This is a genomic window from Arcicella rosea (genome assembly GCF_040543805.1).
Classification (GTDB): domain Bacteria; phylum Bacteroidota; class Bacteroidia; order Cytophagales; family Spirosomataceae; genus Arcicella; species Arcicella rosea.
The window spans coordinates 160292-183502 of record NZ_JBEUMS010000004.1 but is presented as its reverse complement, the minus strand read 5'-3'; the positions used below and the strand labels follow the sequence as shown (position 1 = coordinate 183502).

Here is a 23211-nt window from a genome sequence, read left to right as displayed (position 1 = left end):
CAGGTTTTTTTTATAGAATTCAAGAATGACTAAAGTACCATAAGTACACGAGTACCGTCCACATCAATACCTTCAAGTCTAACTCTACCTTTACGGTTGGCTAATATGTCTGCTACTTCTTTAGCATCAACTACAGCTTTATCATCAATTTTAGTAATGATAAATCCTTTATCTAAACCTTGGTAACCTAAACGTCCTTCAGGATCAACTTCTGTGATTTTAGCACCACCGCTTACTTTGAATTTAGATTTTTCCCCATCTGTTAAATTAGAAAGTTTCGCTCCAAGGAAATCACTTTTAACAGCATTTCCAGCCACTTCTCCTTTTACAATGTTCGTATTTCCATCTTTGTTTTTCAATACTACATTGAAATCTTTCAGAGAACCATCACGATTTACTGTAACAACTACGGTTTCACCCGGACGCTTGCGACCAACCAACTCCATCAATTTTGACATTGATTTCGTTTCAATACCGTCGATTTTCACAATGACGTCATTTACTTTCAAACCTGCTGATTGAGCCGAACTTCCACCTGTAGTTGGGAAACCGCCTACATAAACGCCATCACTTACTTTCAAATCTTTTTCCTCAACCAATTTGGCATTTACTTCCGCAATATTGATTCCTAAATATCCACGTTGAACGTTTCCGTATTTAATTAAATCTGCGGCTACTTTTTTAACAATGCTTACAGGAACAGCAAATGAATAACCTGCAAATTGACCTGTACGGCTATAAATTGCAGTATTAATACCAATTAATTCACCTTTCAAGTTTACTAAAGCACCACCAGAGTTACCCGGATTTACAGCAGCATCAGTTTGAATAAATGATTCTAGTGGATTTACATCTTTATCACGATCAATGATATTTTGACGTCCTTTCGCTGAAACGATACCAGCCGTAACTGTCGATTCTAAATTAAATGGATTACCTACTGCCAATACCCACTCTCCTACTCTAATACCATCCGAATCACCGAAAGTTAAGAATGGCAAATTATTACTTTTCACTTGAATCACCGCAATATCAGTAGCAGGGTCAGTACTGATTACTTTTGCTTTTAATTCACGCTTATCGTTTAAAATTACAGATACTTCATCGGCATCTTGTACTACGTGGTTGTTCGTAACAATATAACCGTCTGAACTAATAATTACTCCTGAACCTGAAGCTTCCTGTGGTTCTTGTTGTTGACGACGACCGCCTCCGCCAAAACCTCCAAAGAAATCCTCAAATGGATCCATCATTTGACGGCTCACATTACGAGTCATTTTTGTTTTAATATGCACTACAGCAGGTGTTGCTTTTTCGGCAGCAAAGGTAAATTCTCCCGGCGCTCCCGCTGGTACTGCACCAGCATTCGAAACCATTCTAGTGAAAGCTGAAGGCGTATTAGTAAACAGAGAATCTGATGATGATTTTTCTAAAAATAGCTTATAGGCTCCAAGCGTAGTAGCACTACTCAATACTCCGGCTATAGCTAGGTTTTTAACATTATTTTTAATTTCCATGGTTGTGATATTTTGTTAAATTTTACAAAACAGTTAAAGATTGAATAAATCTTTCGGTCTTTCATTCACATCTGCTAATTTAACGCAAAAACTTTTTTTAAGGTGCATCGCTGTAGGGCTTTTTAACAATTTTTAAGAAAAATAGCGATGAGTTTTAAGCCTTGAGCGATGAGCTTTGAGTTTTCAAGTCTTATCTTCAAAATAATGAGTTTAAACGCATCAAACTTTCTCTTAAAACTCAATATTTTTAAATTTATTCTCAAAGCTCATTGCTCAAATCTCACAACTATTTAAGCTACTGCAATTTCTTTTACTGCTGGCTTGATTTCTTCTTTTTTAGGTAAATTAATATTCAAAATACCATCATTGTAAGTAGCTTCAATTTTTTCTCCATCTACTGATTTTGGCAAATTGAATGTTCTTTGGAAAGAAGAATAATTAAATTCTTGACGAGTATATTTTTCTGTTTTTTCTTCACTAGATTCTTCTTTTTGGGTTGAAATACTCAAGCGGTTTTCGTGAAGACTTAATTTAAAATCTTCTTTTTTCAAACCCGGAGCAGCTACTTCAATCTGGAAAGAACCTTCTACTTCTTTTACATTCACTGCTGGAATATTATTGAAAGCTAATTGATGATTTTGTTTTGACGGATACATAGTGTCTAGATTTTTTAAAACGTTGTTGAAATCTTCATTGAAAAATTGGAATGCTGGGTTGTTGAATCTTACAAGTTTCATGGCTTTATTATGTTTAAATGTTTTTTGATTTGATGTTTAAAATGAATTATCCATTTTTAATTAATAGACATCCCTTTTATTTCAAATCTTATACCAGCCAATAAATTGCGCCATTTTGTCCGCTATTTTTTATTTTTTAAATTTCATACATGACAAAATAGCCGATTTTGAAAAATTACGATTATAAAATTGTCATTAAGCATTAGAGAAAAGCACGGATGAAAAATGTGAGTAAACAAAAACGGCTACCTCAATTGAAGTAGCCGTTTTCTATTGTTTATTCAAACCATTTAAGAACATCGTCCTTAGCAGGAATTGTAATATCTAATTTGAGTTTTTTGCGCATTCCGCCCAAATCATTAAATACTTTATTCGGATTGGCTTCTTTCAAAGCAGTAATCGTCATAAAGCCCATTTTTTGAAGTACTGGAATCCAATCTGTTGGAACACCGATTGCCTCATATTCTTCATTGGTAGAAAGTTCAGCTTTCTTTTCTGGACGCATCTGCGGGAAGAATAATACTTCTTGAATCGTTGTTTGGTTAGTCATCAACATCGTTAGACGGTCGATACCAATACCAATACCTGCTGTTGGTGGCATACCATATTCTAAAGAACGAAGAAAATCTTCATCCATCACCATCGCTTCATCATCACCTCTTTCTGCTAATTTGAGCTGCTCTTCAAAACGCTCACGTTGGTCGATTGGGTCATTTAATTCTGAATAAGCATTGGCAATTTCTTTACCATTTACAAATAATTCAAAACGTTCAACTAAACCCGGTTTGCTACGGTGCTTTTTAGTCAAAGGCGACATTTCAACTGGATAGTCAATAATGAAAGTTGGTTGAATCAAATTGCCTTCTACTTTTTCTCCGAAAATTTCGTCAATTAATTTACCTGTTCCCATCGAAGCATCCACTTCAATTCCCCATGATTTGCAATGTTCACGAAGTGTTACTTCGTCCATGCCTTCCACATTAACACCAGTATATTTTTCAATTGCCTCCGCAATCGTCAAACGAGTAAATGGTCCAGCAAATTCGATTTCGTTTTCACCAACTTTTACTTTCGTTTGTCCATTGGTAGCCAAAGCAACTTTTTCGAAAATTTCTTCCGTGATTCCCATCATCCAATTGTAGTCTTTATAAGCTACATAGAATTCCAATGAAGTAAATTCTGGATTATGAGTTCTGTCCATTCCTTCGTTACGGAACATTTTCCCGAATTCATAAACACCATCAAAACCACCAACAATAAGGCGTTTTAAATACAATTCATTGGCAATACGCATATATAAAGGCATATCCAATGTATTATGATGTGTTTTGAAAGGACGAGCAGAAGCACCACCATGAATAGGTTGAAGAATTGGTGTTTCTACTTCTAACCAACCTTTATCATCAAAAATTGAACGCATCGTCGTTACAATTCTTGAACGCTTCAAAAATATTTTTTTAACATCTGGATTAACAATCAAATCAACATAACGCTGACGGTAACGAGTTTCAGGGTCAGTTAAGCCATCAAATACATTGCCATCTTCATCACGTTTTACAACTGGTAACGGACGTAAAGATTTATTAAGAATCTTGAATTCAGTAACGTGAATAGAAATTTCACCCGTTTGAGTAGTAAATACATAACCTTTCACACCAATGATGTCGCCAATATCCAATAACTTTTTGAATACAGTATTATAAAGTGTTTTGTCTTCGCCAGGGCAAAGGTCATCTCTACGAAAATATAATTGAATACGACCAGAAGCATCTTGTAGTTCTGCAAATGATGCACTTCCCATAATACGGAAAGACATTAATCTACCTGCAATCGAGATGTTTTTATAATCAATCTTATTGTTTTCGTAATGCTGCTGAATATCTTCAGTAGTTACATTGATTTCGTATAGTTCAGCTGGATAAGGGTCAATTCCCAACTTCATCAATTCTTCTCGCTTTTGTCGGCGAAGTACTTCTTGTTCTGAAAGCATAGTCGTTGTAATATGATTTGCAAGAAAATCGCAAATCTTGTTTTGCTACAAAATTAAGGATTATTCGTGTGTCTTCAAACCCATAAAATTATTTCTACTTTTTTTGTTACCATTTTTAAATGCTTTTGCGACTAACAAATTGTAGTACCAAAAGCTAGTTTCATCATAACGTACAAATACGCTAATTTACCCATAGGGTATTTATACGCTAAAATATTGATAGCAAAGGCATTTGTTTTGTACTATGCAATACTATTCATCAAGGTGATTTTTGCAAACCAAACAACTATGAACTTACCAATACAAACCAATTTTTTATATTCTCCTAAGAGATTTAATAGAGAAAAAAAAACAATTATTTATTTAGAAAGAGGAAAAACAGAAATTTACATTGAGGAAATCTTGATGTGCAAAGGTGAAGGTAATTATACTTATGTTCATTACAAAAACGGAGAAAAACATTTGTTCTCAAAAACATTAAAACAATTTTGTGAACTCTTTAAGTCTTACGATTTCTTAAGAATTAGCAGATCAGTACTGATTAATTTAAAGTACTTGAAAGCCTTTAATACCGTAGAGGAACTAAGTGTAATTATGATTAACGAACAAAAAATAGACATCGCCCGAAGAAGAAAGGCGGAGTTTCAAGATACAATAAGAAAATTTTCAAAAAGATAATTAAACAGTCGTCTTTTGAAAGTTATTATTCAAAAACAATAAATATTAGTGGTTAGGTGAAAAACGACAGCTTCCTGAATTTTTCGGGAAGCTGTTTTGATTTAAAAGACTTCGAAAATCAGCCTCTTCTACCCTTTCTTACAGCTAATTCTTTTATACAAACGAACCCATTTTGTCTTTTTTGTATTTTATCATCAAGTACTTTACTTGTTGAGACATAAAAATTAAAACTATTTAAAATGGAATACAGACAATTAGGTGCATCGGGCTTAGAAGTGCCCGTGCTAAGTTTTGGTACTGCTACATTTGGCGGTGGAAATGATTTCTTCAAAGCTTGGGGAAGTACTCAAGTAGAAGAAGCTACTCGTTTAGTAGATATTTGTTTGGAGGCAGGTTTAAATTTTTTCGATACTGCCGATGTTTATTCTCAAGGGCTTTCAGAAGAGATTCTGGGAAAAGCTTTGGCTGGTAAAAGAGATAAATCTTTAATTTCTACCAAAGCTACTTTTACTTTTGGCGATGGTCCAAACAATCAAGGTTCTTCTCGTTTTAGATTAATCAAACAAGTGGAAGGAAGTTTAAAACGCCTAAATACTGATTATATCGACCTTTATCACATGCACGGTTTTGATGGAAACACACCAGTTGAAGAAACTTTACGTGCTTTAGATGATTTAATTGAAAGTGGCAAAATTAGGTATATTGCTGCCTCTAATTTTTCGGGTTGGCATTTAATGAAATCCCAAGCTATTGCTGATAAATATGGTTGGAATAAATATGTAGCACATCAGGTTTATTACTCTTTGGCCAATCGTGAATACGAATGGGAATTAATGCCTTTGGGTTTAGACCAAAAAGTTGGCGGAATTGTTTGGTCTCCATTGGCGGCTGGAAGATTGGGTGGAAAGTATCGTCGAAATCAGCCTTTGCCACAAGATAGTAGAGTAGCACAAGGCGGAAGTCCTATTCCAGAAGCTGTAATTAATGAAGAAGTATTTTATAATATTATTGATACTTTATATGAAGTAGCCGAAGAAACGGGCAAAACCGTAGCACAAGTAGCAATTAATTGGGTTTTACAAAGACCAACGGTTTCGAGTATCATCATTGGTGCAAGAAATGAAGCACAACTCCTTCAAAACATTGAGGCTGTAGGTTGGAACTTGACCACAGAACAAGTAAAGAAATTGGACAAAGCCAGCGAAGTACCAACTATTTATCCATATTGGCATCAAAGACAAAATCTAAAACTGAATCCTTTACCTAAGTTTTATTAGGGTTAAAATAACCTCATCCCCCAGCCCCTTCTCCTTCAGAGAAGGGGAGCAGACTCTGGTTTTTAAAGCTCCCCTCTCTGAAGGAGAGGGGTTGGAGGCGAGGTTCTTATGCCTTGATTATCAGTTAATTATATACTTGTGGGTAATCGGCAGGACTTAACTCACCCGCTAATAGAAAATCACCCTCCCTTAATCCTATTCATTTCATCCTCAGAACCTGATTTACGATTTCTCGCTCCTTTGATTTCCTTATTTCCGAATCGATAATTAAAACTAAATTTCAATTGTTGACCTTCAAAAGTAAATCTTAAATTAGTTTCAATCCCTGCATATCGTGAATGGTATCCACCACGAGCAGTACCTAGTACGTCACTATAAGAAACCTTGAAAGTGGCGTTGTCACTCCAAAACTTCTTTTGTACGCCTACATCCATCATCCCCATTCCTGAATTGTAATCTATTCTACGATATGGAGAATTATACCAGCCCGATAATTCTATCGTCCAGTTATTTTTTATCTTGAAGGTATTCTGTCCGTTGCAATTAAGTGCTGCCGTGCTGTTATCAATCACTAATCCGTTTTCGAGATTTGCCTTCCAGATATTGTGGTAGGCACTCACATTGAAATAAATTTGCCACCATTTTGTGATAGAAGCCGTAATGCACATATCCAAACTTACTCCTTCTGAATAATCTAAGTTTCTCGAAATAAAATAGGTTCGGCTACTGTCATAAGGAATTCTTAGACCTACCACTGGGAATTTAGTTCGCCAATATCCTAAAGAAGTTGTCAGTTTAGATTGATATACGTGTGTCAATTTAAAACTATTGGCTAGCTCAGGGCGAAGGAATGGATTTCCTTTTGAATACACCAATTCATCAATCCTATATTCAAAAGGGTTTAGATTCTGATAACTCGGGCGATTGATTCTACGGCTATAATTAAGGTTAAAAGAATGATTATCAGATGCCTTGAAAGATAGCGTACCGCTTGGAAAAAAGTTTAGGTAGGTAGTATCTACTCTATCTAAATCGTTGTGCTTATAACTGGTAAGATTCCCTAACGACTTAGTATTCTCAGCCCTCAATCCAACTTGAAAATCCCACTTTTTATTTAACTGAAGATTATAATTTATATATCCAGCGTATACTCTTTCGGTATAGGTAAATCTATTACTTCGGTCAATATCTCTAACTTCTGTATTATTAATGACATTAAAGAAATCAAAAGTATTATCAGATGTCACATCCGACCATTTTACACCATAGCCCAATTTTCCTTTTTGGAAAGGCTGTTCATAATCAATTTTAAAAGAACTGATGGTAATATCTGTCGGGGTTTTACTAACATAGTTTCGCTCGATGGCGGGAATCTCTGGTGAATAAAACTGATACCTGTTTGGCTGATAATTTATTCCTCTTGAAGTAAAAATACCATAATTGGCATCAACATTTAGTTCATGACCAGTAGTATCGGCAAAACGATAATTTAGATTTAAGTTGAGGTTCTTGTTTTTTTCAGGGTTAGATGTTTGTGAATAAAGTACTACAGAATCTGGCACTGAGCTAAACCTTTTGCCAATCAGCGTTTGGCTTTCGCCTCCACCGTTATGGTCGCTCATTCTTCCATTGGCACTAAAGCCTATCGTATTTTTTGAATCGATATAATAATCAACGCCTACTTTGGCACTTTGCGAGGTATCCTTCCATAAGCCATGCCACGTCTTATTATAAATGGTATTGTTCAGAATTTGGTCATCAAAAGTGGTATTATGCCAAGCTCCTTGATTATAACTATACGAACCAAAAAGGTTAACCTTTTTATCACGATGATTAATATTCAAAGAACTATTATATTTTGGCGTAATACCAAAATTAGCCCCAAGGCTAATATTGCCATTAGTTCCAATTTTTCGGTTCTTCTTCAAACGGATATTGATAATGCCTAAGTCTCCAGCGGCATCATATTTAGCGGAGGGATTCGTGATAATTTCGATGGCCTCAATATCAGCAGAGTTCATACTTCTCAGGGTTGAGGCAAGGTCTTTCCCACTCATTTGCGATGGTCTTCCATCAATATAAATCCTTACGCCAGCTTTGCCTTTTACCAACACATTATCATCCTTATCTACTTGTACTCCTGGAGATTTCTGTAATAATTCTAACGCATTTGAGCCTGTCGCATTAATGCTACTCTCTATATTAAAAACTATTTTGTCTTGTTTTACCTCTATCAAAGGTTTGGATGCTACTACTTTTACTTCCTCTAACTGTTGAACAGAGGTTAATAAAGTAAAAGACGGTAAATCAATGTTTTGATTGATTACTTCAATGTCTGAAGACCTAAAACTTTTGAACCCTACTGCATTAATTTGTAGATAATACAATCCTTTAGCAATATTAGCCATTTTAAAAATACCCTCTTCTGTGGCAATGTCTGCTTTTATCAATAAAGAATCTTTGGCATTATGCAGGGCAATCGTAGCAAAAGGAACTACTTCATTTTGCTGATTCTTAACAGTTCCGTTGATAGTAAACGTTTGAGCGAAGCTAAAACTAGCAATACATAGTAAGAGCATCAGCACGAGTAATTTTTTCATAGCATATTAGGTTGTTTGTTGAGGTTTTTGTTTGAGACAAGGACAAGAGGTTTTACTGATTTGTTGCAATTTTATCAGGCTTAATTATGAGAAAACAGGTCAATAGGTTTGGGCTGAGGTTAAAAACCTGTAAGTTTAAAATAAATCTTAAACCTACAGATTCTTTATAAATAAGTTAAAATAGGTTTATTTGGCTTTTCTTAAATAGATATTTCCGTGCATATTCTTCATCATGATTTCTGGTCCTCCGCCATTGATTTTCCCGTAAATCCAGTCTTCAATTTTAATTTTATACATCCCTTTTTCACTGGCTGTATTTGTCTTAGGCTGAGTTTTATCGATGTCAATATCAAAATCGCTTAGTATTTCTCCTCTGTCTGATTTCAACTTAACATTTGTTTTAATCGTAGCAGGAAAAGTAATATCCACGTTTCCATTCAACGTTGTAAATGCCATAGGAGCTTTACCATCTACTGATTTGAAAATGGTAATGATATTGCCATTCACCGTATTAGCCACTACAGAGCCTGAAATATTAGAAAGTTTTATCGCTCCGTTTACATTGTTTACCTCCATTTCTCCATTGATATTTTCTACCGTAATATCTCCATTATTGATGGTATGGAGTTTAAAATTTCCATTTTGTGGCACTTTTATCGTAAGGTTTACGGCTCTTTTCCATGAATCAGAGTGTACTACTACTTTGTTATTATTTTCCTCCGCAGTAAGCTCCAATCCATTATCTGCCACGATACGCTTCATGCCTTCTGCATTGGTTTTACTTTCCTCTTTTTTAGCGTTAGCAGCTTGTGCTTCAATCAAAATCTCTTTACCCGCATAACTGGCTACTTTAATAGAGCCATTGATTAGTTTTACTGTTAACGAATATGGCTTAGTTGGGTCAGTTAAAGGCACTGTAATTTGGTCTTTTGATTCTGTTTGAGCCACTGCCTTGTTTATCAACATCATTGATAATAGTAGCAATCCTGCTGTTTTTATTGTTTTCATCTGCATGATATATGTTTTTATTTTAAATACTTTATTATTGTTTTTTGATATATACGCTTCCGTTCATAGTTTCGAAGCGATAAGCTTTTCCACCTGAGCCTATTCTGATAGAAGAAGTTTTATTTAGTTTATAGACAGTCCCTTCTCCCTTAGTCTCTTTGTTTTTCACTACCTGTGTTGGCAATACTTCTGTATTAGAAAAATCTGTATAGAAATGTCCATTCATGCTCTTGAACTGTAAGTCTGCCGAAAGGTCATTGAGATAGCTTACTTTGATGTCGCCATTTAATGTATAATAAGATGATGGTTCTGGAGGATTGCTCACGTAGTTGATGGTGATATTGCCATTAATAGTATGCAAATTGCTTTGTCCTTTGGCATTCGCTACAGAGATTTCGCCATTGATATTGCGTAAATGCAATGCTCCTGCTACATCCTTTACGTCTACATATCCATTATTAATGGTAGAAATATGCAAGTTCATATTATAAGGCACTTTTACTTTAAACTCAACATTGTAATGATACTCTATACGCTTGTCGTTTCTGCGTTCGTTATTACGATTGGGGCGAGAATCAAATGGTTTAGCCACGTAAGCAATAATACTATCGCCCTTTTGTTCAAATGCCAACTGGAATTCTTTTTTGCCAGTTTCTACATCATCTTCATCACGGGCTGAGATATTTTTATCCACTTCTATTACTACTTTATTGCCAGCATAGCCTTCTACTTTTACAAAACCATTGATATTATAAATAGCTAAAATGTTAGTGGTTGTCTTCGATACTTCAAATTCTTTATGAAGATGTTCATCAAATTTCTGGGCATTTGTTGACGATTGGGCACAAGAGAGTACCACTCCCATTATAAAGGAGAATAATGTTCTTTTCATGATGTAAAGGTTTATTTAAATGAGTTGATTAATACTTTGTTTTATTTTGTCCTTGACCATCTCGTTGAGATTGTCTTGTTTAAGCAATTTTTGAAGCGGTTTAATTGATTTTTTTTCTTGCAACTTCACCATTACATCAGCAATGGCTGATTGTACCAACGGAGAATCTTGTTTCGTAATACTTTGTACTAAACCTTCACGAACCCTCGCATTATCTGATAATTTGGTAAGGGCTTCCAAGGTCATCAAGCGAACATTTACATTCTCATCGTTGTTCAGTGTCATCAACAAGGCATCTACTACCTGTGTATTTACTTCTGTAATTTCCTCTGAATAACTCACAGCACGCATTCTTTCAGAGGCCGATGGATTTTCTAGTAACGACATCATCATCATTTTCTTCATTTCCTGAACTTCAGACGACAAAGCCGTTATTTCTTGATTAGAGGCTAGTTTAACACTAGAATGATTGATAAAATAGCCAATACCGAGTCCAAAAACTAAAAGCATCAAACTATATGACAGTTGCAATGCAGGTTGAATCGTCCAAAGTTGTTTGAATTTCGCCAATATACTAGTCAACGGATTATTCTTTTCGGCTACGGTTTCTTTATAATCTTCCAACATCGCATAAAAATCTGTACGCATATTAGCAGAAGGCATAGGCTTTGGAAGCTCGCCCATCATTGTCCATAATGTTTGAGATTGCTCAAACTCTTTCTGACAAGCTGGACATTCAATTAAGTGTTCTTCTAACGCTATACGTTCAACATCGTTGATAGGATTATTCAACAAATAAGTAAGTCGCTCTTTATCATATTCACATTTCATAAGACTTGCCTTTTTTATACATTAATTTTAAAATAAATACTTTTTAATTGACCCATCGCACGATGCACTCTTACTTTAATTGCCCCTTCGGTAGTATCCAATATTTTGGCAATTTCCTGATAACTCAATTCCTGATACCTACTTAAAATCAATAATTCACGGTTTTCTGTACTTAAACTACCAAGGGCTTTTTCTAGCATGTTCAATTCTTCTTCTTTCTCAAATTGTTCATCAGCCAGTGTACTCCCTCCTATTCTTTCCTCAAAATCTTTTATATCGTATTGAGCGCCATTTTTGATAGTTTTTTTGGCATGGTCTTTCAACACATTGCGAGCCAAATGATACATCCAAGTTCTAAACTCACCATCGCCCACAAACGCATTTCTATATTTAAGCATCCGATAAAACACATTCTGAGTCATATCCTCGCTTACTTCCTTCTGATTCGTCATGTGAAAAAGAAAGCCATACAATGAACGATGGTATCGTTCAAAGAGCAGACCCATCTTATCGAGGTCTCCAGCTTTTACTTTTAGCATGAGTGCGTTGTCAGAAAGATTATCCAAGTAATTAAGGTTGATTTTGTGTAATTTGTATTGGTAACTGCAGTAATTATGAAAGGTTACAGAAATATTTAAAAAAAATAAAAAGTTTTTTAAACTGATAGTATGAATGAAGTCATGCCATCAGTAATCCGAAGATACAGTTCTATAAATATGCCTGCTGGATTGAAAGCTTTGCAGAAAAGAAATTGCTAATGGAATTAAGCCAATGACACCAAATTACTAAAATTAAAATCTTACAGTTCAGCCCTATAACGCCAAACTTGCATTATTCTTTTGGTCTGATTGGTATCCAAATTTCTTCTTCTGAGTTTGGGTCATTGTTTTTGTATTTGTCTCCCAATATTTCAAAATGAGGTCTGTCATCAAGTAAATAGTTTGTTGAATTTGGCAACCACGTTCCGAAAATATACTCAAATATTTTAGTATCAGTGCTTAACCCTTTATAATCAAAAACTGCATAAAGTCCGCCTGTCAATGTGTAAGTTTCCATTTCATCAGGAACAGTCTTAAAGTCTGCTACTTCAATAGCTGCCCACTTTTCAAATTCCAAATTAAGATTAGAAAAAGCAAAGTCAAACGATTGAGGGTACACTTGCATAGAAAATAATTCAGCCGTCAAGTTGCCTTTAATTTCTTTCCGTCTTGGCATAAATGATTGCCAAAGTTTAAAAGTTTGATTATCCGTTAATGACATTGTCAGTCGCTTGCCAATTAGTTTTCGTTCGGTTAAAGTTTCAATTCTTGGTTGCATATTCATAAGCTGGTTACTTACATTCATGAAGTAGCATTTCACCAGCTGATATAAATGTTTATTAATATACCACCATTCAGCGATTAGCACCTACTTTTCATAAATACTCTGGCAGAAGTTCTTTTCGCCTAATTAGGCTTTGCATAAAAATCATCAATTGAGTTTGTGTATTCACAGTAATCAATTTTTGAATTCCATACCAACATGAAAGTCGGATTTTCAGTAGCTAAAGGGACAAGCATTAAACTTCGTTTGTTATTTACTCTGTTTCGCTCTGTAATTACATCTTCACGTTGGTCAAAAGAACAATCAAAATAATAAAGGTAAGGTTGAACAAAATTTATGTAGGACATTTTATCAACTTTCCCCAGACTTTTAAATTCCAGTTTATCAAAATTTGTTCTAATAGCATTTTGAAATTCTACGGCATTCAAAGGAACATTATTGAGAAAAGGCATGGCGTTAAATTGAGCATCAACAAAAACCCATTTTTGTAATTCATCGATAAAAACTTCAGTCGCAACGTGTCCTCCTCCTCGCATTGACGTTGCGATATCACTGGTTTTAAGATATATAACTCTTGACTTAAATCCTGAAACCTTTAACTGTGATGCTAAGACATATCCATAAGCAAAACAAGGAAACCTTCCCCCCTCCTTTACTTCATCTAAAATTGAGATAGCATCATTTTTTTAGGGCTTACATCTCCTCTGTGTTCCCATTGGCTACGAGTCCAATTTAAGATAGTCAAAACTTTATCAATTTGCGTTTTTGAATTTTTGAAAGGAATCGGATATTTTGAATTCAAGGAATCAAGATACCCTTTTTCATTGTCGTTGGTGTATAAAATTTTATATTTAGGGTTGCTTTTAGTTGAAGCATAATTTAACGTTGGAATAAAAATCTTCTGTCTTCTTACAGTTGTCAAGGCATAAGATTCCTTGTTTAAATGAACATAGAAACGTTTGGTTTCATCATGATTAATCTCAAATTTAATACTATCAATATCTGTCTTGAACTTGAACAAAATTTTAGTTTTTTCAGAAAGGTAGGTTTTAATTAGAAGGCTATCGTCTGCAACTTTAGGTGTAACTGTCCAATTACTGTTTTCAATATTGTTTACATAATATTTGATTTTTGCATTATTTGCCTCTACAACAGGAAGACCTTTATAAGTTTTTTGACTGTAAGCCAACGTTGAATAGGATGATATTAAAATTGTGAGTATTAGGTTTTGTAGTTTCATATTATGTTTAGTTATGTGTTAACAATTTCTGCCAATGGCAATCTGTGAAAAACTATAGTTTACTACAGGTATTGTTGATTTTAGCAGCCTTGTCTCAAACATCAACAATGGCGGATTACATAATTATGTAAATATTTTATCTTACAAAGATGTGTTAAGTTCTGCGAGTTCCTTCTCTACTTTTTTAGTCCACTCAATTTGCTTTTGTCTGTTAAGTCCGTAATTCGTTTCCTTTTCATAAAGTTCTTGTCTGTTCAAATAGGAATCATAAACCTCTTTAAAAATAGCATTTCCTTCATTCTCTATACTGAAAACTGTCAATTTTTTCTCTTCAATTCTTTTTCTTAATATTCTCGAATATACTTCGCATAAGTCAAAATGAGTTTGCTCGTGTTCTAATAAGTCTTGTCTGCCAACTTGGTCTTGTGTTACCCAACTCAATTTGCAATCAAAAACTGCTTTGGTGTAAATTTTTATTTTTTTAAACAACGCTACTCTGTTCGTTTCAAACCCGAATCCACAATAAGATGTCGCTGCAACGTTGGTATTTGAAATTGGCTTGGGACTTCCTTTAAAGTCATCCCAAGTGAGTTTGCGATTTGGTGACCAAACAATTTCTTTTTCATATTTCCTAAAATCAGGAACTCTATAAATTTGTGCAGTTATTCTGTCACAAGTACTCCATAAGTCAGGTGTTTTGTGTTCTGTAATTTTTAGAATATTTGCCCCATTCTGTTTAGCAAGCTGAATTAGCGTTCTGATAACTTCGTTATATGAGCAATTTGTTGACATACCATAGTCCCCAGCCCTAATCGTCCCAATTTTTATTCCATTATTGTCAAAAGGTTCATCTTTCTGAAAAACCAAAACAGGTTCATTGTCAGATAATAAAGATTGTTTAGAGGTGATTTTTGATCTAATATTAGGCGAACATGACATTATCGTTAAAATTGTCAGCAAGAAAAAGTATTTCATTGTTAAATTAGTCTCGTTTTGTAGTTTTTCAATATTGACTCTAAAAGTTTTACGGCTTAGTGGCAAAGTGTTTTAGCACAAAAGTTCAATCGAAGAACAGAATCTATCTGTCAAAGCCATTCAGCTCCGATTTTGGCAATACCTTATTTATTACCTGATGTTACTTTTCTGTTTAGCCCTTTTCGATTAGTTTTATTAACGTTTCTTTACTTGGTAAAACTGTCAAATATTTACTTGCATAAATTTGAGTATTGTTTTCTGGAAGTGTGAACTCAACCACTGCTTCACTTTTGTTTTGGCAAAGAATTATTCCGATTGTTTTGTTTTCGTCTTCAAGTTTTACTTTTCTATCGTAATAGTTAACATACATCTGCATTTGTCCTATGTCTTGATGCTTTAATTCTCCTAATTTCAGGTCTATGAGTACAAAACATCTCAAAATTCGGTTGTAAAAAACTAAATCAATTCTGAAATGTTTGTCATCAAAACTTATTCTATTTTGTCTTGCAACAAAAGTAAAACCTGTTCCAAGTTCCAAAAGGAAGTGTTCAAGTTTGTCGATAAGCTTTTGTTCTAAATCACTTTCTGAATAAGTGTTTTGTTCTGGAAGCCCGATGAACTCTAAAACATAAGGGTCTTTGATGGCATCTTGGGGTTTTTCTATAACCTGACCTTGTTCAGCAAGTTTTAAAATTTCACTCTTGTTTTTGCTTAATGCAAGTCTTGTGAATAATGCAGAATTGTATTGCCTGTCCAATTCCCTTAAGCTCCAATTATTTTTGAAAGTTTCAATTTCATAAAATTTTCTTTCAAGTTCATCGTCAATTCGCATTAGTTTTAGATAATGAGACCAACTAAGCTTGAATTCGTTAAACTCTGTCTGACCTTTTTCAGATTTAACAGACAGTGTCTGCTGTTTTGAATAAACAAGATAGAATTGTCTCATTTGCTGTAAATTCGTTATCGAGAAACCTTTTCCAAATTCTTTATTCAAGCTGTTAGATAGTTCAGATAGCAATTGTTTTCCATAATCAGCTCTTTCTTTTCCATTTTGTTCTTCCTCAACAATCATTCTTCCGATTTCAAAATAAGTCAAAACCATGGTATGATTTACCGTTTGAAGTACTCTTTTTCGAGCTTCGTTAAGTAAATCTGAAATCTTTTTTGATAAGTTCTTTAAGGGAATATTTGTCATCTTAATTTGTATTAAGTTCATAACACAAATATAAAATTTTAAAAGCTTGAATTTCTATGACGAGTGTTCAAATGCAATATCTGCTAACGTCTATCTTTGAAAAAATTACAGTTTAACCACAGGTCTTGTTGGTCTTATCAACCCTGTCTCAAACATCAACATTGGCAGAAACACTCAATCCTTTTGTTTGTTATCTCTATATAAAACATAAACAATTACACCAAACACGATTTCAATGCAACCGCCTGTCAATGCAGAGACAAAATCTAATGCTTTCATGATAAATAGACCATAAGCTGCCAAGCCTAAAACAATTCCCAAAAGCCAATAAATACGCAAACCGTAAATACTTGCAAAAGTCAAGTATCGTCCGGCAATTATCAACAACATTCCTTGAAAAAACCATTCTGTTTTAACCAAAGACAAACCATAAGCTAAAGGAATACACATAATCATCCATATTGTTCCTTCCATTGCAAGTTTTCCGAGAGGATTATCTTTATGATGTCCTCCTTTGATACCTATTAGTTTTTCAATTAATGTTGCCAATGGAAAAATGAACATTCCCCCAATAATTAAGGTCCAAATACCTTTTTGGGATGAATATAAATTCACCATTAAACCAGCAGTTATCCAAACTGTCCCTGAAACAAAAATGCCGATTGAGCCATAGCCGTAGCCATCTCTCATATCTTCTTGAGCCTCTTTAAAATTATCCATATTTTGTATTGTGTTAGATACTTGGTTCTGCATTATAATTGTCACTAATGTTAGGCTTTTATACAACTCAAATTATGGTTTTGAGAATTGGTACGGTGCTTATACACGTATCATTAGCCTTGGTGACCCGTGACAAACAACAATGACGAAAATCAAAATCTCGAAGGGATGATAGGATTATAGATAAGCCATTAACAAAAACTAAAAACCCACATTTACTATCACCCCTTCGGGGTTTTAAAAACAATATCTGCTCTTTTCTATAATCCTGACATCCCTTCGGGATTGAGGAAAAGCTCTATTTCCATTATTTTAAAAATGCTCCAATTAGCCTTAGGCTTTACAACAACTCAAAAATATGGTTTTGATAATTGGTGAGGTGCTTACACACCTCACACCTGTTGTTGGTGAAGAAACACCAACAAAGGCGAAAGAAACACTAACAACGGAGTAAATCAAAATCCCGAAGGGATGATAGGATTATAGATAAGCCATTAACAAAAAACTAAAAACCCCGAAGGGGTGATACGACACATTTATATCACCCCTTCGGGGTTTTAAAAACAATATCTTGCTCTTTTCTATAATCCTGACATCCCTTCGGGATTGGGAAAAGTCTATTTATACTATTTTAAAGATGCAAACTTACTTTACATCCTTCAAGTAGTCTTAGGCTTTCCTACAACTCAAAAAATATGGTTTTGATAATTGGTGCGTTGCTTAAGCACTAGTTGTTAGTGAACAAATACCAACAAGGACGGGAAACGAGATAGTTTTGCCAAACCAATGTTTTATGATGTTCATTTCCCCAAGTTTATTTACTTTAAATACTACTTCCCCCCCCAAATATGCTAAAGTTTAGTCGTACTTCTTATATTGTCTTTGTTATTATTTTCTTGTACCAATCCCTCCTATTCTAACCTTTGGGAGTCGTACATTTCTCCCCTTTTCCTTTCTCTACAAACATATCATCCCCCTGTAATGGAGATACAAGCGAATTTCCACCCAAAAAATTACCGTTTAATAAAAATACGGAGGTGCTCGTCTTTTCAATTGAAAAAAAATATTAATTTTAATTAGCTGAGAGCTAGGTAGATGTATTCTATTGTGGAACTCAAAGCTGATTGCTCTAAGCTACCTTATTATTAATTTCTCACTTTTTCCAAAATCAACAAAAATGACTACAACATCAGAAACAGGACACGTTATGAACGTGAAAAACTTCCTAAACCTTATTAATTTCTGCAAAGGATTCGGCACTCAATACCAACCTAGCAAAACTTCTATTCAAATCCCTTCTTTAGAAACCGTTCACAGCCAAGCAAAGAATGCAATCGACGAAATTATTAGACAAAATACTGCCTATAATATCGCTATCAATGAAAGGGCTTTGTTGTTTAAAGACAATAAACCTTTATCTACTCGGCTCATTAATGTTTTTGATACTACCGATGCCCCAGATGCTACGAAGAAAGATGTAAAAGGATTTAATCGAAAACTGCAAGGGAAGAGGGCAAGCTCTACTAAGGTAACAACCAACAATTTAGATAGTAGTAATAGTGAAACTCCTAAAACAATTTCATCGTCACAACTATCTTTTAACCAGCAAGTTGAGCATTTAAAAGCGTTGGTCGCTATTTTAGAAAGCGAGCCTAGTTATGCTCCTAATGAAGTGGATTTGAAAGTAAGTACTGTAAAGAATTTAATTAACCAACAAAGTAGTGCCAACGAACACGTTTCGGCTATTTATACTGATCTTAGTAATGCTAGACTTCTGAGGGATAAGGTTTTATATGAAGAAGGAACAGGTTTATATTATATTAGTATTGATGTGAAAAAATATATAAAAGCGGCATTTGGAGCAAGTAGTCCAGCGTATAAGCAAGTGAGTGGGATTAGTATTACGTATTCCAAGAAAAAGTAAGTAGCTTTAAAGGCTTGGGAGTTTGCAAGTCGATTTAGAAATCTTGTAAGTCGTTCGAGAAATTAAGCATCCCGATTTAGAAATCTTGTAAGTCGTCCGAGAAATTAAGCGTCCTGATTTAGAAATCTTGTAAGTCGTCCAAGAAATTAAGCGTCCTGATTTAGAAATTTTGTAAGTCGTCCAAGAAATTAAGCATCCTGATTTAGAAATCTTGCAAGTCGTCTGAGAAATCAAGCGTCCTGATTTAGAAATCTTATAGGTCGTCCGAGAAATTAAGCTTCCTGATTTAGAAATCTTGTAAGTCGTCTGAGAAATCAAGCGTCCTGATTTTTACTGTATGAAGGATTAAATTAGTATTCAAAATGCTTATTTAACAAATGATTTGTTGTAGTGGCAACCCTTGCGGTTGCCTCGTCTGAAACGGCAACTGCAAGAGTTGCCGCTACAAGTTGTTCTTGAAAATTACATCTAAATTTTTTATCAGTTAATGAGCAAATAAAATTGGATAATTTCAAACCTTCAGCCCTAATACTGATTTAAGGAACTTGCAAGCTGTAAATATTAGACTTGTCAATTTTTAAAAAATTGGCAAGTCTTTTTTTGCTTTATCTTTTATTAGATGACCATTCCACCAAACAAGATGAATAATAAATAAGCTCATCGCTACAAATTTTCAAACAAGATTTAGCTTTTCAAGTTGATTGAGTAGAATGGTTTTCGTACAAAATCATTAAATTGGCTTTTCTTCATATTTACCATGAATCAAAATCTTCCAAATACTTATCAATATATCATTGCTGGTGGCGGTATGGCGGGGCTTTCTTTGGCTTTTTATTTGAATAAAAGCTTATTGAAAAATGAGTCTATCTTAATTATCGACCGTGATGTAAAGCAGGCGAATGACCATACTTGGTGCTTTTGGGAACAGGGAAATAGTCCTTTTGAAGAGATTATTTATAGAAAATGGAAGGGACTTTGGTTTTATGGGCATCAAGATTTTGCTTCATTTCTGAACATTGAGGAGTATTCTTATAAAATGCTTCGTGGAGAAGACTTCTATCAATATCTTATTCCTCAGCTCAAAAAGAATCCGAATATTAATTTCTTGCAAGCTGAGATTGAATACATTGAAAGTACTGCAGATGAAGCTACAGTGATGACTAATCAAGGTATTTTCAAAGCCAAAGCTTTTGTTTTTGATAGTATTACAGTATCAAAATTCAATCAGGCGAAGTATCATAATATGTTGCAACACTTTAAAGGCTGGGTAATTGAAACGTCTCAAGCAAGTTTTAAACCTGAAGAACCTACTCTTTTTGATTTTAGAATTAAACAACAAAATGAATGTAGATTTGTATATGTGTTGCCACATTCCGAGAAAAAAGCTTTGATAGAATTTACTATTTTCTCAGATAATTTACTCGACGAAGCTTCGTACAATGATACTTTAAAACAATATATTCAAGAGATTTTAAAGATTGAAAACTATCAAATTACGGAAATAGAATCAGGCGTAATCCCGATGTCGGATGAGCCACAAGTAATTTCACCTTCGCCTAAAGTTATCCGAATTGGTACGGCTGGGGGTTATGTAAAGGCTTCTACGGGTTATAGTTTTCAGCGGACACAAAGGTTTTTACAACAATTAGTGAAGGATTTGGAAGTGGCGAAAAGCAAAAACATTCCGCTTACTTTTAAAGGGAATTTCAGAACAAGTACTTGGAAAGCCCTTTTGGATAGTGTGCTCTTGAATGTGATGCTTCATAAAAGAATGCCTGCGGATGAAATATTTACAAAGCTATTTCAATACAATCGTCCTGCCGATGTATTGAAATTTTTAGATGAAGACACCAGCGTTTTGAAAGATATTAGTATCATGCAGAGTGTTCCTTCTTTTCCTTTTATTTTAGGACTAAAAGGAGTTATCCTTTCAAAACTCTATTAAAATATGGTAGTATTACTCCTAATATTTTATGTGAATAATCTTTTTTATAGTTAATATCCTTAAATATATACTTATTTAAAGATAATTTATCTATAAATAGCGCATTCAATAAGCCAAATTGTCAAATAAAAATATTAGTGATAAATTTGTACTTTGATTGATTCACAAAATATAAAATATTCATAATGGCATATCTTTTCACCTCTGAGTCGGTATCGGAAGGACACCCAGACAAAGTAGCAGACCAAATCTCAGACGCATTAATTGATAACTTCATGGCGTTTGATCCATCTTCAAAAGTAGCTTGCGAAACACTTGTAACCACTGGTTTGGTGGTATTGGCAGGTGAAGTAAAAACAAATACTTACCTTGATGTACAAACGATTGCTCGTGATGTAATTCGTAAAATCGGATATACTAAATCTGAATACATGTTTGAGGCAAATTCTTGTGGTATTATTTCTGCTATCCACGACCAATCTGCTGATATTAACCAAGGTGTTGACAGAGTAACGGCTGATGATTTCGAATCGAAAGCAAATGCGCAAGGTGCTGGTGACCAAGGGATGATGTTTGGTTATGCCACCAAAGAAACTGACAACTATATGCCTTTGGCTTTAGATTTGGCTCACCAAATCTTGAAGGAAATGTCTGCGATTCGTAACAGCGAACCAGAATTGATTAATTACCTTCGTCCAGATGCAAAATCACAAGTAACGATTGAATACTCTGACGATAACGTTCCTCAAAGAATTGATACCATTGTTGTTTCAACACAGCATGATGAATTCTCTGATGATGAAACAATGTTGGCGAAAATCAAAGCTGATGTTATCAATATCGTAATTCCAAGAGTAAAAGATAAATGTAAGCCAGAACTACAAGGTTTGTTTGACGGTGAAATTACTTATCACATCAACCCAACTGGTAAATTTGTAATCGGTGGTCCACACGGAGATACAGGTTTGACAGGTCGTAAGATTATTGTTGATACTTATGGCGGAAAAGGTGCTCATGGTGGTGGTGCATTCTCTGGAAAAGACCCTTCAAAAGTTGACCGTTCGGCAGCTTATGCTACTCGTCACGTAGCGAAAAACTTAGTCGCTGCAGGTTTAGCTGATGAGGTGTTAGTACAAGTTTCGTATGCAATTGGTGTTGCTCAACCTTGCGGACTTTTCATCAATACTTATGGCACTAGCAAAGTTGGTTTAACTGACGGAGAGATTGCTCGTAAAGTAGAAGAAATCTTCGATATGCGTCCATATGCAATTGAACAACGTTTGAAATTACGTAACCCAATTTATTCAGAAACAGCCGCTTACGGACACATGGGACGTACGAATGAGATTGTAATAAAATCATTCAAAGGACCAGACGGTGTTGTTTTTGAAAAAGAAGTAGAGCTTTTTACTTGGGAAAAATTAGATTATGTGGATGCTGTAAAAGCTAAATTTGGTTTGGCTTAATTACAAAAATCTTTGAATATATTACAAAAAAAATAAGGCGTCAATCGGCGCCTTATTTTTTTTTACTATTAACCATTTTATAATATTATCTAATTTATATCTCAAGCCTAAAAAAATCAATTTATACTCTATCCGAAGACAAATAAAAAAGGGAACTCCAAATGAAGTTCCCTTTCAAAGCAATTTGCAATAAAATATTAACTTTCCATAGCCATCGACATCAGTACATTTCTAGTCGGATTAGCTTTTTCTTGTATTCGTTCTTTAAATCTTTTAAGTTGGATTTTTAAAGCTTCAATGGCAATATCCATTGCTTCTTCAAATGTTTTACCCTGTTCTTTTACGAAAAGCGTTCCTCCGGGTAAATTAATTTTAACTTCCAACATTTTACTTCTGACCTTTTTCGTATCTCCTTTATCTACTTTGAGAAATACTTCACCTCCAGTAATTCGGTCATAAAACGTATCCAGCTTGTTTAATTTTGACTGGATAAACTCCAATAGCTTGATATCAGCATCGAAGTGAATTGAATGCACTTGTAATTTCATACGCACTCGGTGTTTAAGTTAAACAAATTTTAAAAGAAAGCTCTCAGATAAAGCTTTTGCTCAATGGAGCAGTTCTCTGTTTTACCTTATTGTTTCTAATTCTTTTTTACTTACTCTAACAATTTTCCGCTTATTGCAATCAAACAAAAAAAATAATTCAACAAAAAAACAATGAATAAGAAACATTAAAGTCTAAACAAAGAACTCTCCGTTTTAGTCAAATAAACCCTCTCATTAAAACAGGGTCTATAACTTTTCTGAGCTTTTTCTTATAATGAATTTAGAGATTATATTTTGATTATCCAAATGTTAAATCCACATTCTTTGAATAATCAAAGTTATTGA

At 34.4% G+C, this 23211-nt stretch carries 20 protein-coding genes; 5 read left to right on the top strand and 15 right to left on the bottom strand.

Features of this window, described 5'->3' with window-relative positions; all coding sequences use genetic code 11:
- Nucleotides 1-29 precede the first annotated feature (29 nt).
- The 3 genes from ABID42_RS07045 to lysS all read right to left on the bottom strand — a co-directional run bounded on the left by ABID42_RS07045 (nucleotide 30) and on the right by lysS (nucleotide 4244).
- Nucleotides 30-1517, bottom strand: coding sequence for a Do family serine endopeptidase (locus ABID42_RS07045; protein ID WP_367283029.1), 1488 nt, complete (start codon nucleotides 1515-1517; stop codon nucleotides 30-32).
- A 290-nt stretch (nucleotides 1518-1807) separates the two neighbouring features.
- On the bottom strand, nucleotides 1808-2254 hold the full coding sequence (locus ABID42_RS07040) for an Hsp20/alpha crystallin family protein (RefSeq protein ID WP_435521471.1): 447 nt from the start codon (nucleotides 2252-2254) through the stop codon (nucleotides 1808-1810).
- A 277-nt stretch (nucleotides 2255-2531) separates the two neighbouring features.
- Complete coding sequence (gene lysS, locus ABID42_RS07035; protein ID WP_367283028.1) at nucleotides 2532-4244, bottom strand: lysine--tRNA ligase; 1713 nt, start codon at nucleotides 4242-4244, stop codon at nucleotides 2532-2534.
- A gap of 216 nt (nucleotides 4245-4460) precedes the next feature.
- On the opposite strand from lysS, the gene ABID42_RS07030 reads away from it, so the two are divergent.
- Together ABID42_RS07030 and ABID42_RS07025 are read left to right on the top strand one after the other, a co-directional pair.
- On the top strand, nucleotides 4461-4922 hold the full coding sequence (locus ABID42_RS07030) for a LytR/AlgR family response regulator transcription factor (RefSeq protein ID WP_367283027.1): 462 nt from the start codon (nucleotides 4461-4463) through the stop codon (nucleotides 4920-4922).
- A gap of 239 nt (nucleotides 4923-5161) precedes the next feature.
- Nucleotides 5162-6199 (top strand): aldo/keto reductase, encoded by a 1038-nt coding sequence (locus tag ABID42_RS07025; RefSeq protein ID WP_367283026.1) that lies wholly within the window; start codon nucleotides 5162-5164, stop codon nucleotides 6197-6199.
- Nucleotides 6200-6378: 179 nt separating this feature from the next.
- Here the strand turns inward: ABID42_RS07025 and ABID42_RS07020 are convergent, their stop codons facing one another.
- The 11 genes from ABID42_RS07020 to ABID42_RS06970 all read right to left on the bottom strand — a co-directional run bounded on the left by ABID42_RS07020 (nucleotide 6379) and on the right by ABID42_RS06970 (nucleotide 16983).
- The gene (locus ABID42_RS07020) at nucleotides 6379-8799 is read right to left on the bottom strand and encodes a TonB-dependent receptor domain-containing protein (RefSeq protein ID WP_367283025.1); all 2421 of its coding nucleotides are present in this window, start codon (nucleotides 8797-8799) and stop codon (nucleotides 6379-6381) included.
- A gap of 186 nt (nucleotides 8800-8985) precedes the next feature.
- The gene (locus ABID42_RS07015) at nucleotides 8986-9807 is read right to left on the bottom strand and encodes a DUF4097 family beta strand repeat-containing protein (protein ID WP_367283024.1); all 822 of its coding nucleotides are present in this window, start codon (nucleotides 9805-9807) and stop codon (nucleotides 8986-8988) included.
- A 34-nt stretch (nucleotides 9808-9841) separates the two neighbouring features.
- Complete coding sequence (locus ABID42_RS07010; RefSeq protein ID WP_367283023.1) at nucleotides 9842-10699, bottom strand: DUF4097 family beta strand repeat-containing protein; 858 nt, start codon at nucleotides 10697-10699, stop codon at nucleotides 9842-9844.
- Nucleotides 10700-10714: 15 nt separating this feature from the next.
- A complete protein-coding gene (locus tag ABID42_RS07005) occupies nucleotides 10715-11530 on the bottom strand; it encodes a HEAT repeat domain-containing protein (RefSeq protein WP_367283022.1) in 816 nt (271 codons plus the stop codon).
- Between the two features lie 14 nt (nucleotides 11531-11544).
- The gene (locus ABID42_RS07000) at nucleotides 11545-12069 is read right to left on the bottom strand and encodes an RNA polymerase sigma factor (protein ID WP_367283021.1); all 525 of its coding nucleotides are present in this window, start codon (nucleotides 12067-12069) and stop codon (nucleotides 11545-11547) included.
- Nucleotides 12070-12361: 292 nt separating this feature from the next.
- Nucleotides 12362-12847, bottom strand: a complete 486-nt coding sequence (locus ABID42_RS06995) for a GyrI-like domain-containing protein (RefSeq protein WP_367283020.1) — start codon at nucleotides 12845-12847, stop codon at nucleotides 12362-12364.
- 128 nt (nucleotides 12848-12975) lie between these two features.
- Nucleotides 12976-13389, bottom strand: a complete 414-nt coding sequence (locus ABID42_RS06990) for a hypothetical protein (RefSeq protein ID WP_367283019.1) — start codon at nucleotides 13387-13389, stop codon at nucleotides 12976-12978.
- A 125-nt stretch (nucleotides 13390-13514) separates the two neighbouring features.
- On the bottom strand, nucleotides 13515-14042 hold the full coding sequence (locus ABID42_RS06985) for a hypothetical protein (RefSeq protein WP_367283018.1): 528 nt from the start codon (nucleotides 14040-14042) through the stop codon (nucleotides 13515-13517).
- Nucleotides 14043-14234: 192 nt separating this feature from the next.
- On the bottom strand, nucleotides 14235-15068 hold the full coding sequence (locus tag ABID42_RS06980; RefSeq protein ID WP_367283017.1) for a hypothetical protein: 834 nt from the start codon (nucleotides 15066-15068) through the stop codon (nucleotides 14235-14237).
- A 172-nt stretch (nucleotides 15069-15240) separates the two neighbouring features.
- Nucleotides 15241-16263 carry a PDDEXK nuclease domain-containing protein gene (locus ABID42_RS06975; protein WP_367283016.1) on the bottom strand — a complete coding sequence of 341 codons (1023 nt, stop codon included), beginning with the start codon at nucleotides 16261-16263 and terminating at the stop codon, nucleotides 15241-15243.
- A gap of 174 nt (nucleotides 16264-16437) precedes the next feature.
- Nucleotides 16438-16983 carry a DUF7010 family protein gene (locus ABID42_RS06970; RefSeq protein WP_367283015.1) on the bottom strand — a complete coding sequence of 182 codons (546 nt, stop codon included), beginning with the start codon at nucleotides 16981-16983 and terminating at the stop codon, nucleotides 16438-16440.
- A gap of 1177 nt (nucleotides 16984-18160) precedes the next feature.
- On the opposite strand from ABID42_RS06970, the gene ABID42_RS06965 reads away from it, so the two are divergent.
- The 3 genes from ABID42_RS06965 to metK all read left to right on the top strand — a co-directional run bounded on the left by ABID42_RS06965 (nucleotide 18161) and on the right by metK (nucleotide 22318).
- Complete coding sequence (locus ABID42_RS06965; protein WP_367283014.1) at nucleotides 18161-18907, top strand: hypothetical protein; 747 nt, start codon at nucleotides 18161-18163, stop codon at nucleotides 18905-18907.
- A 757-nt stretch (nucleotides 18908-19664) separates the two neighbouring features.
- Nucleotides 19665-20852 (top strand): lycopene cyclase family protein, encoded by a 1188-nt coding sequence (locus ABID42_RS06960; RefSeq protein ID WP_367283013.1) that lies wholly within the window; start codon nucleotides 19665-19667, stop codon nucleotides 20850-20852.
- A 185-nt stretch (nucleotides 20853-21037) separates the two neighbouring features.
- The gene (metK, locus tag ABID42_RS06955) at nucleotides 21038-22318 is read left to right on the top strand and encodes a methionine adenosyltransferase (protein ID WP_367283012.1); all 1281 of its coding nucleotides are present in this window, start codon (nucleotides 21038-21040) and stop codon (nucleotides 22316-22318) included.
- Between the two features lie 197 nt (nucleotides 22319-22515).
- Here metK and hpf read toward each other — a convergent pair whose 3' ends face one another.
- Nucleotides 22516-22866 carry a ribosome hibernation-promoting factor, HPF/YfiA family gene (hpf, locus tag ABID42_RS06950; RefSeq protein ID WP_323260328.1) on the bottom strand — a complete coding sequence of 117 codons (351 nt, stop codon included), beginning with the start codon at nucleotides 22864-22866 and terminating at the stop codon, nucleotides 22516-22518.
- Nucleotides 22867-23211: the final 345 nt, after the last annotated feature.

Bases quoted from the DNA above. Each gene is read 5' to 3' on its own strand.
- ABID42_RS07045 (WP_367283029.1), bottom strand. From the start codon at position 1,517: ATGGAAATTAAAAATAATGTTAAAAACCTAGCTATAGCCGGAGTATTG.
- ABID42_RS07040 (WP_435521471.1), bottom strand. From the start codon at position 2,254: ATGAAACTTGTAAGATTCAACAACCCAGCATTCCAATTTTTCAATGAA.
- lysS (WP_367283028.1), bottom strand. From the start codon at position 4,244: ATGCTTTCAGAACAAGAAGTACTTCGCCGACAAAAGCGAGAAGAATTG.
- ABID42_RS07025 (WP_367283026.1), top strand. From the start codon at position 5,162: ATGGAATACAGACAATTAGGTGCATCGGGCTTAGAAGTGCCCGTGCTA.
- ABID42_RS07020 (WP_367283025.1), bottom strand. From the start codon at position 8,799: ATGAAAAAATTACTCGTGCTGATGCTCTTACTATGTATTGCTAGTTTT.
- ABID42_RS07015 (WP_367283024.1), bottom strand. From the start codon at position 9,807: ATGAAAACAATAAAAACAGCAGGATTGCTACTATTATCAATGATGTTG.
- ABID42_RS07010 (WP_367283023.1), bottom strand. From the start codon at position 10,699: ATGAAAAGAACATTATTCTCCTTTATAATGGGAGTGGTACTCTCTTGT.
- ABID42_RS07005 (WP_367283022.1), bottom strand. From the start codon at position 11,530: ATGAAATGTGAATATGATAAAGAGCGACTTACTTATTTGTTGAATAAT.
- ABID42_RS07000 (WP_367283021.1), bottom strand. From the start codon at position 12,069: ATGCTAAAAGTAAAAGCTGGAGACCTCGATAAGATGGGTCTGCTCTTT.
- ABID42_RS06995 (WP_367283020.1), bottom strand. From the start codon at position 12,847: ATGCAACCAAGAATTGAAACTTTAACCGAACGAAAACTAATTGGCAAG.
- ABID42_RS06990 (WP_367283019.1), bottom strand. From the start codon at position 13,389: ATGCGAGGAGGAGGACACGTTGCGACTGAAGTTTTTATCGATGAATTA.
- ABID42_RS06980 (WP_367283017.1), bottom strand. From the start codon at position 15,068: ATGAAATACTTTTTCTTGCTGACAATTTTAACGATAATGTCATGTTCG.
- ABID42_RS06975 (WP_367283016.1), bottom strand. From the start codon at position 16,263: ATGACAAATATTCCCTTAAAGAACTTATCAAAAAAGATTTCAGATTTA.
- ABID42_RS06970 (WP_367283015.1), bottom strand. From the start codon at position 16,983: ATGGATAATTTTAAAGAGGCTCAAGAAGATATGAGAGATGGCTACGGC.
- ABID42_RS06965 (WP_367283014.1), top strand. From the start codon at position 18,161: ATGACTACAACATCAGAAACAGGACACGTTATGAACGTGAAAAACTTC.
- ABID42_RS06960 (WP_367283013.1), top strand. From the start codon at position 19,665: ATGAATCAAAATCTTCCAAATACTTATCAATATATCATTGCTGGTGGC.
- metK (WP_367283012.1), top strand. From the start codon at position 21,038: ATGGCATATCTTTTCACCTCTGAGTCGGTATCGGAAGGACACCCAGAC.
- hpf (WP_323260328.1), bottom strand. From the start codon at position 22,866: ATGAAATTACAAGTGCATTCAATTCACTTCGATGCTGATATCAAGCTA.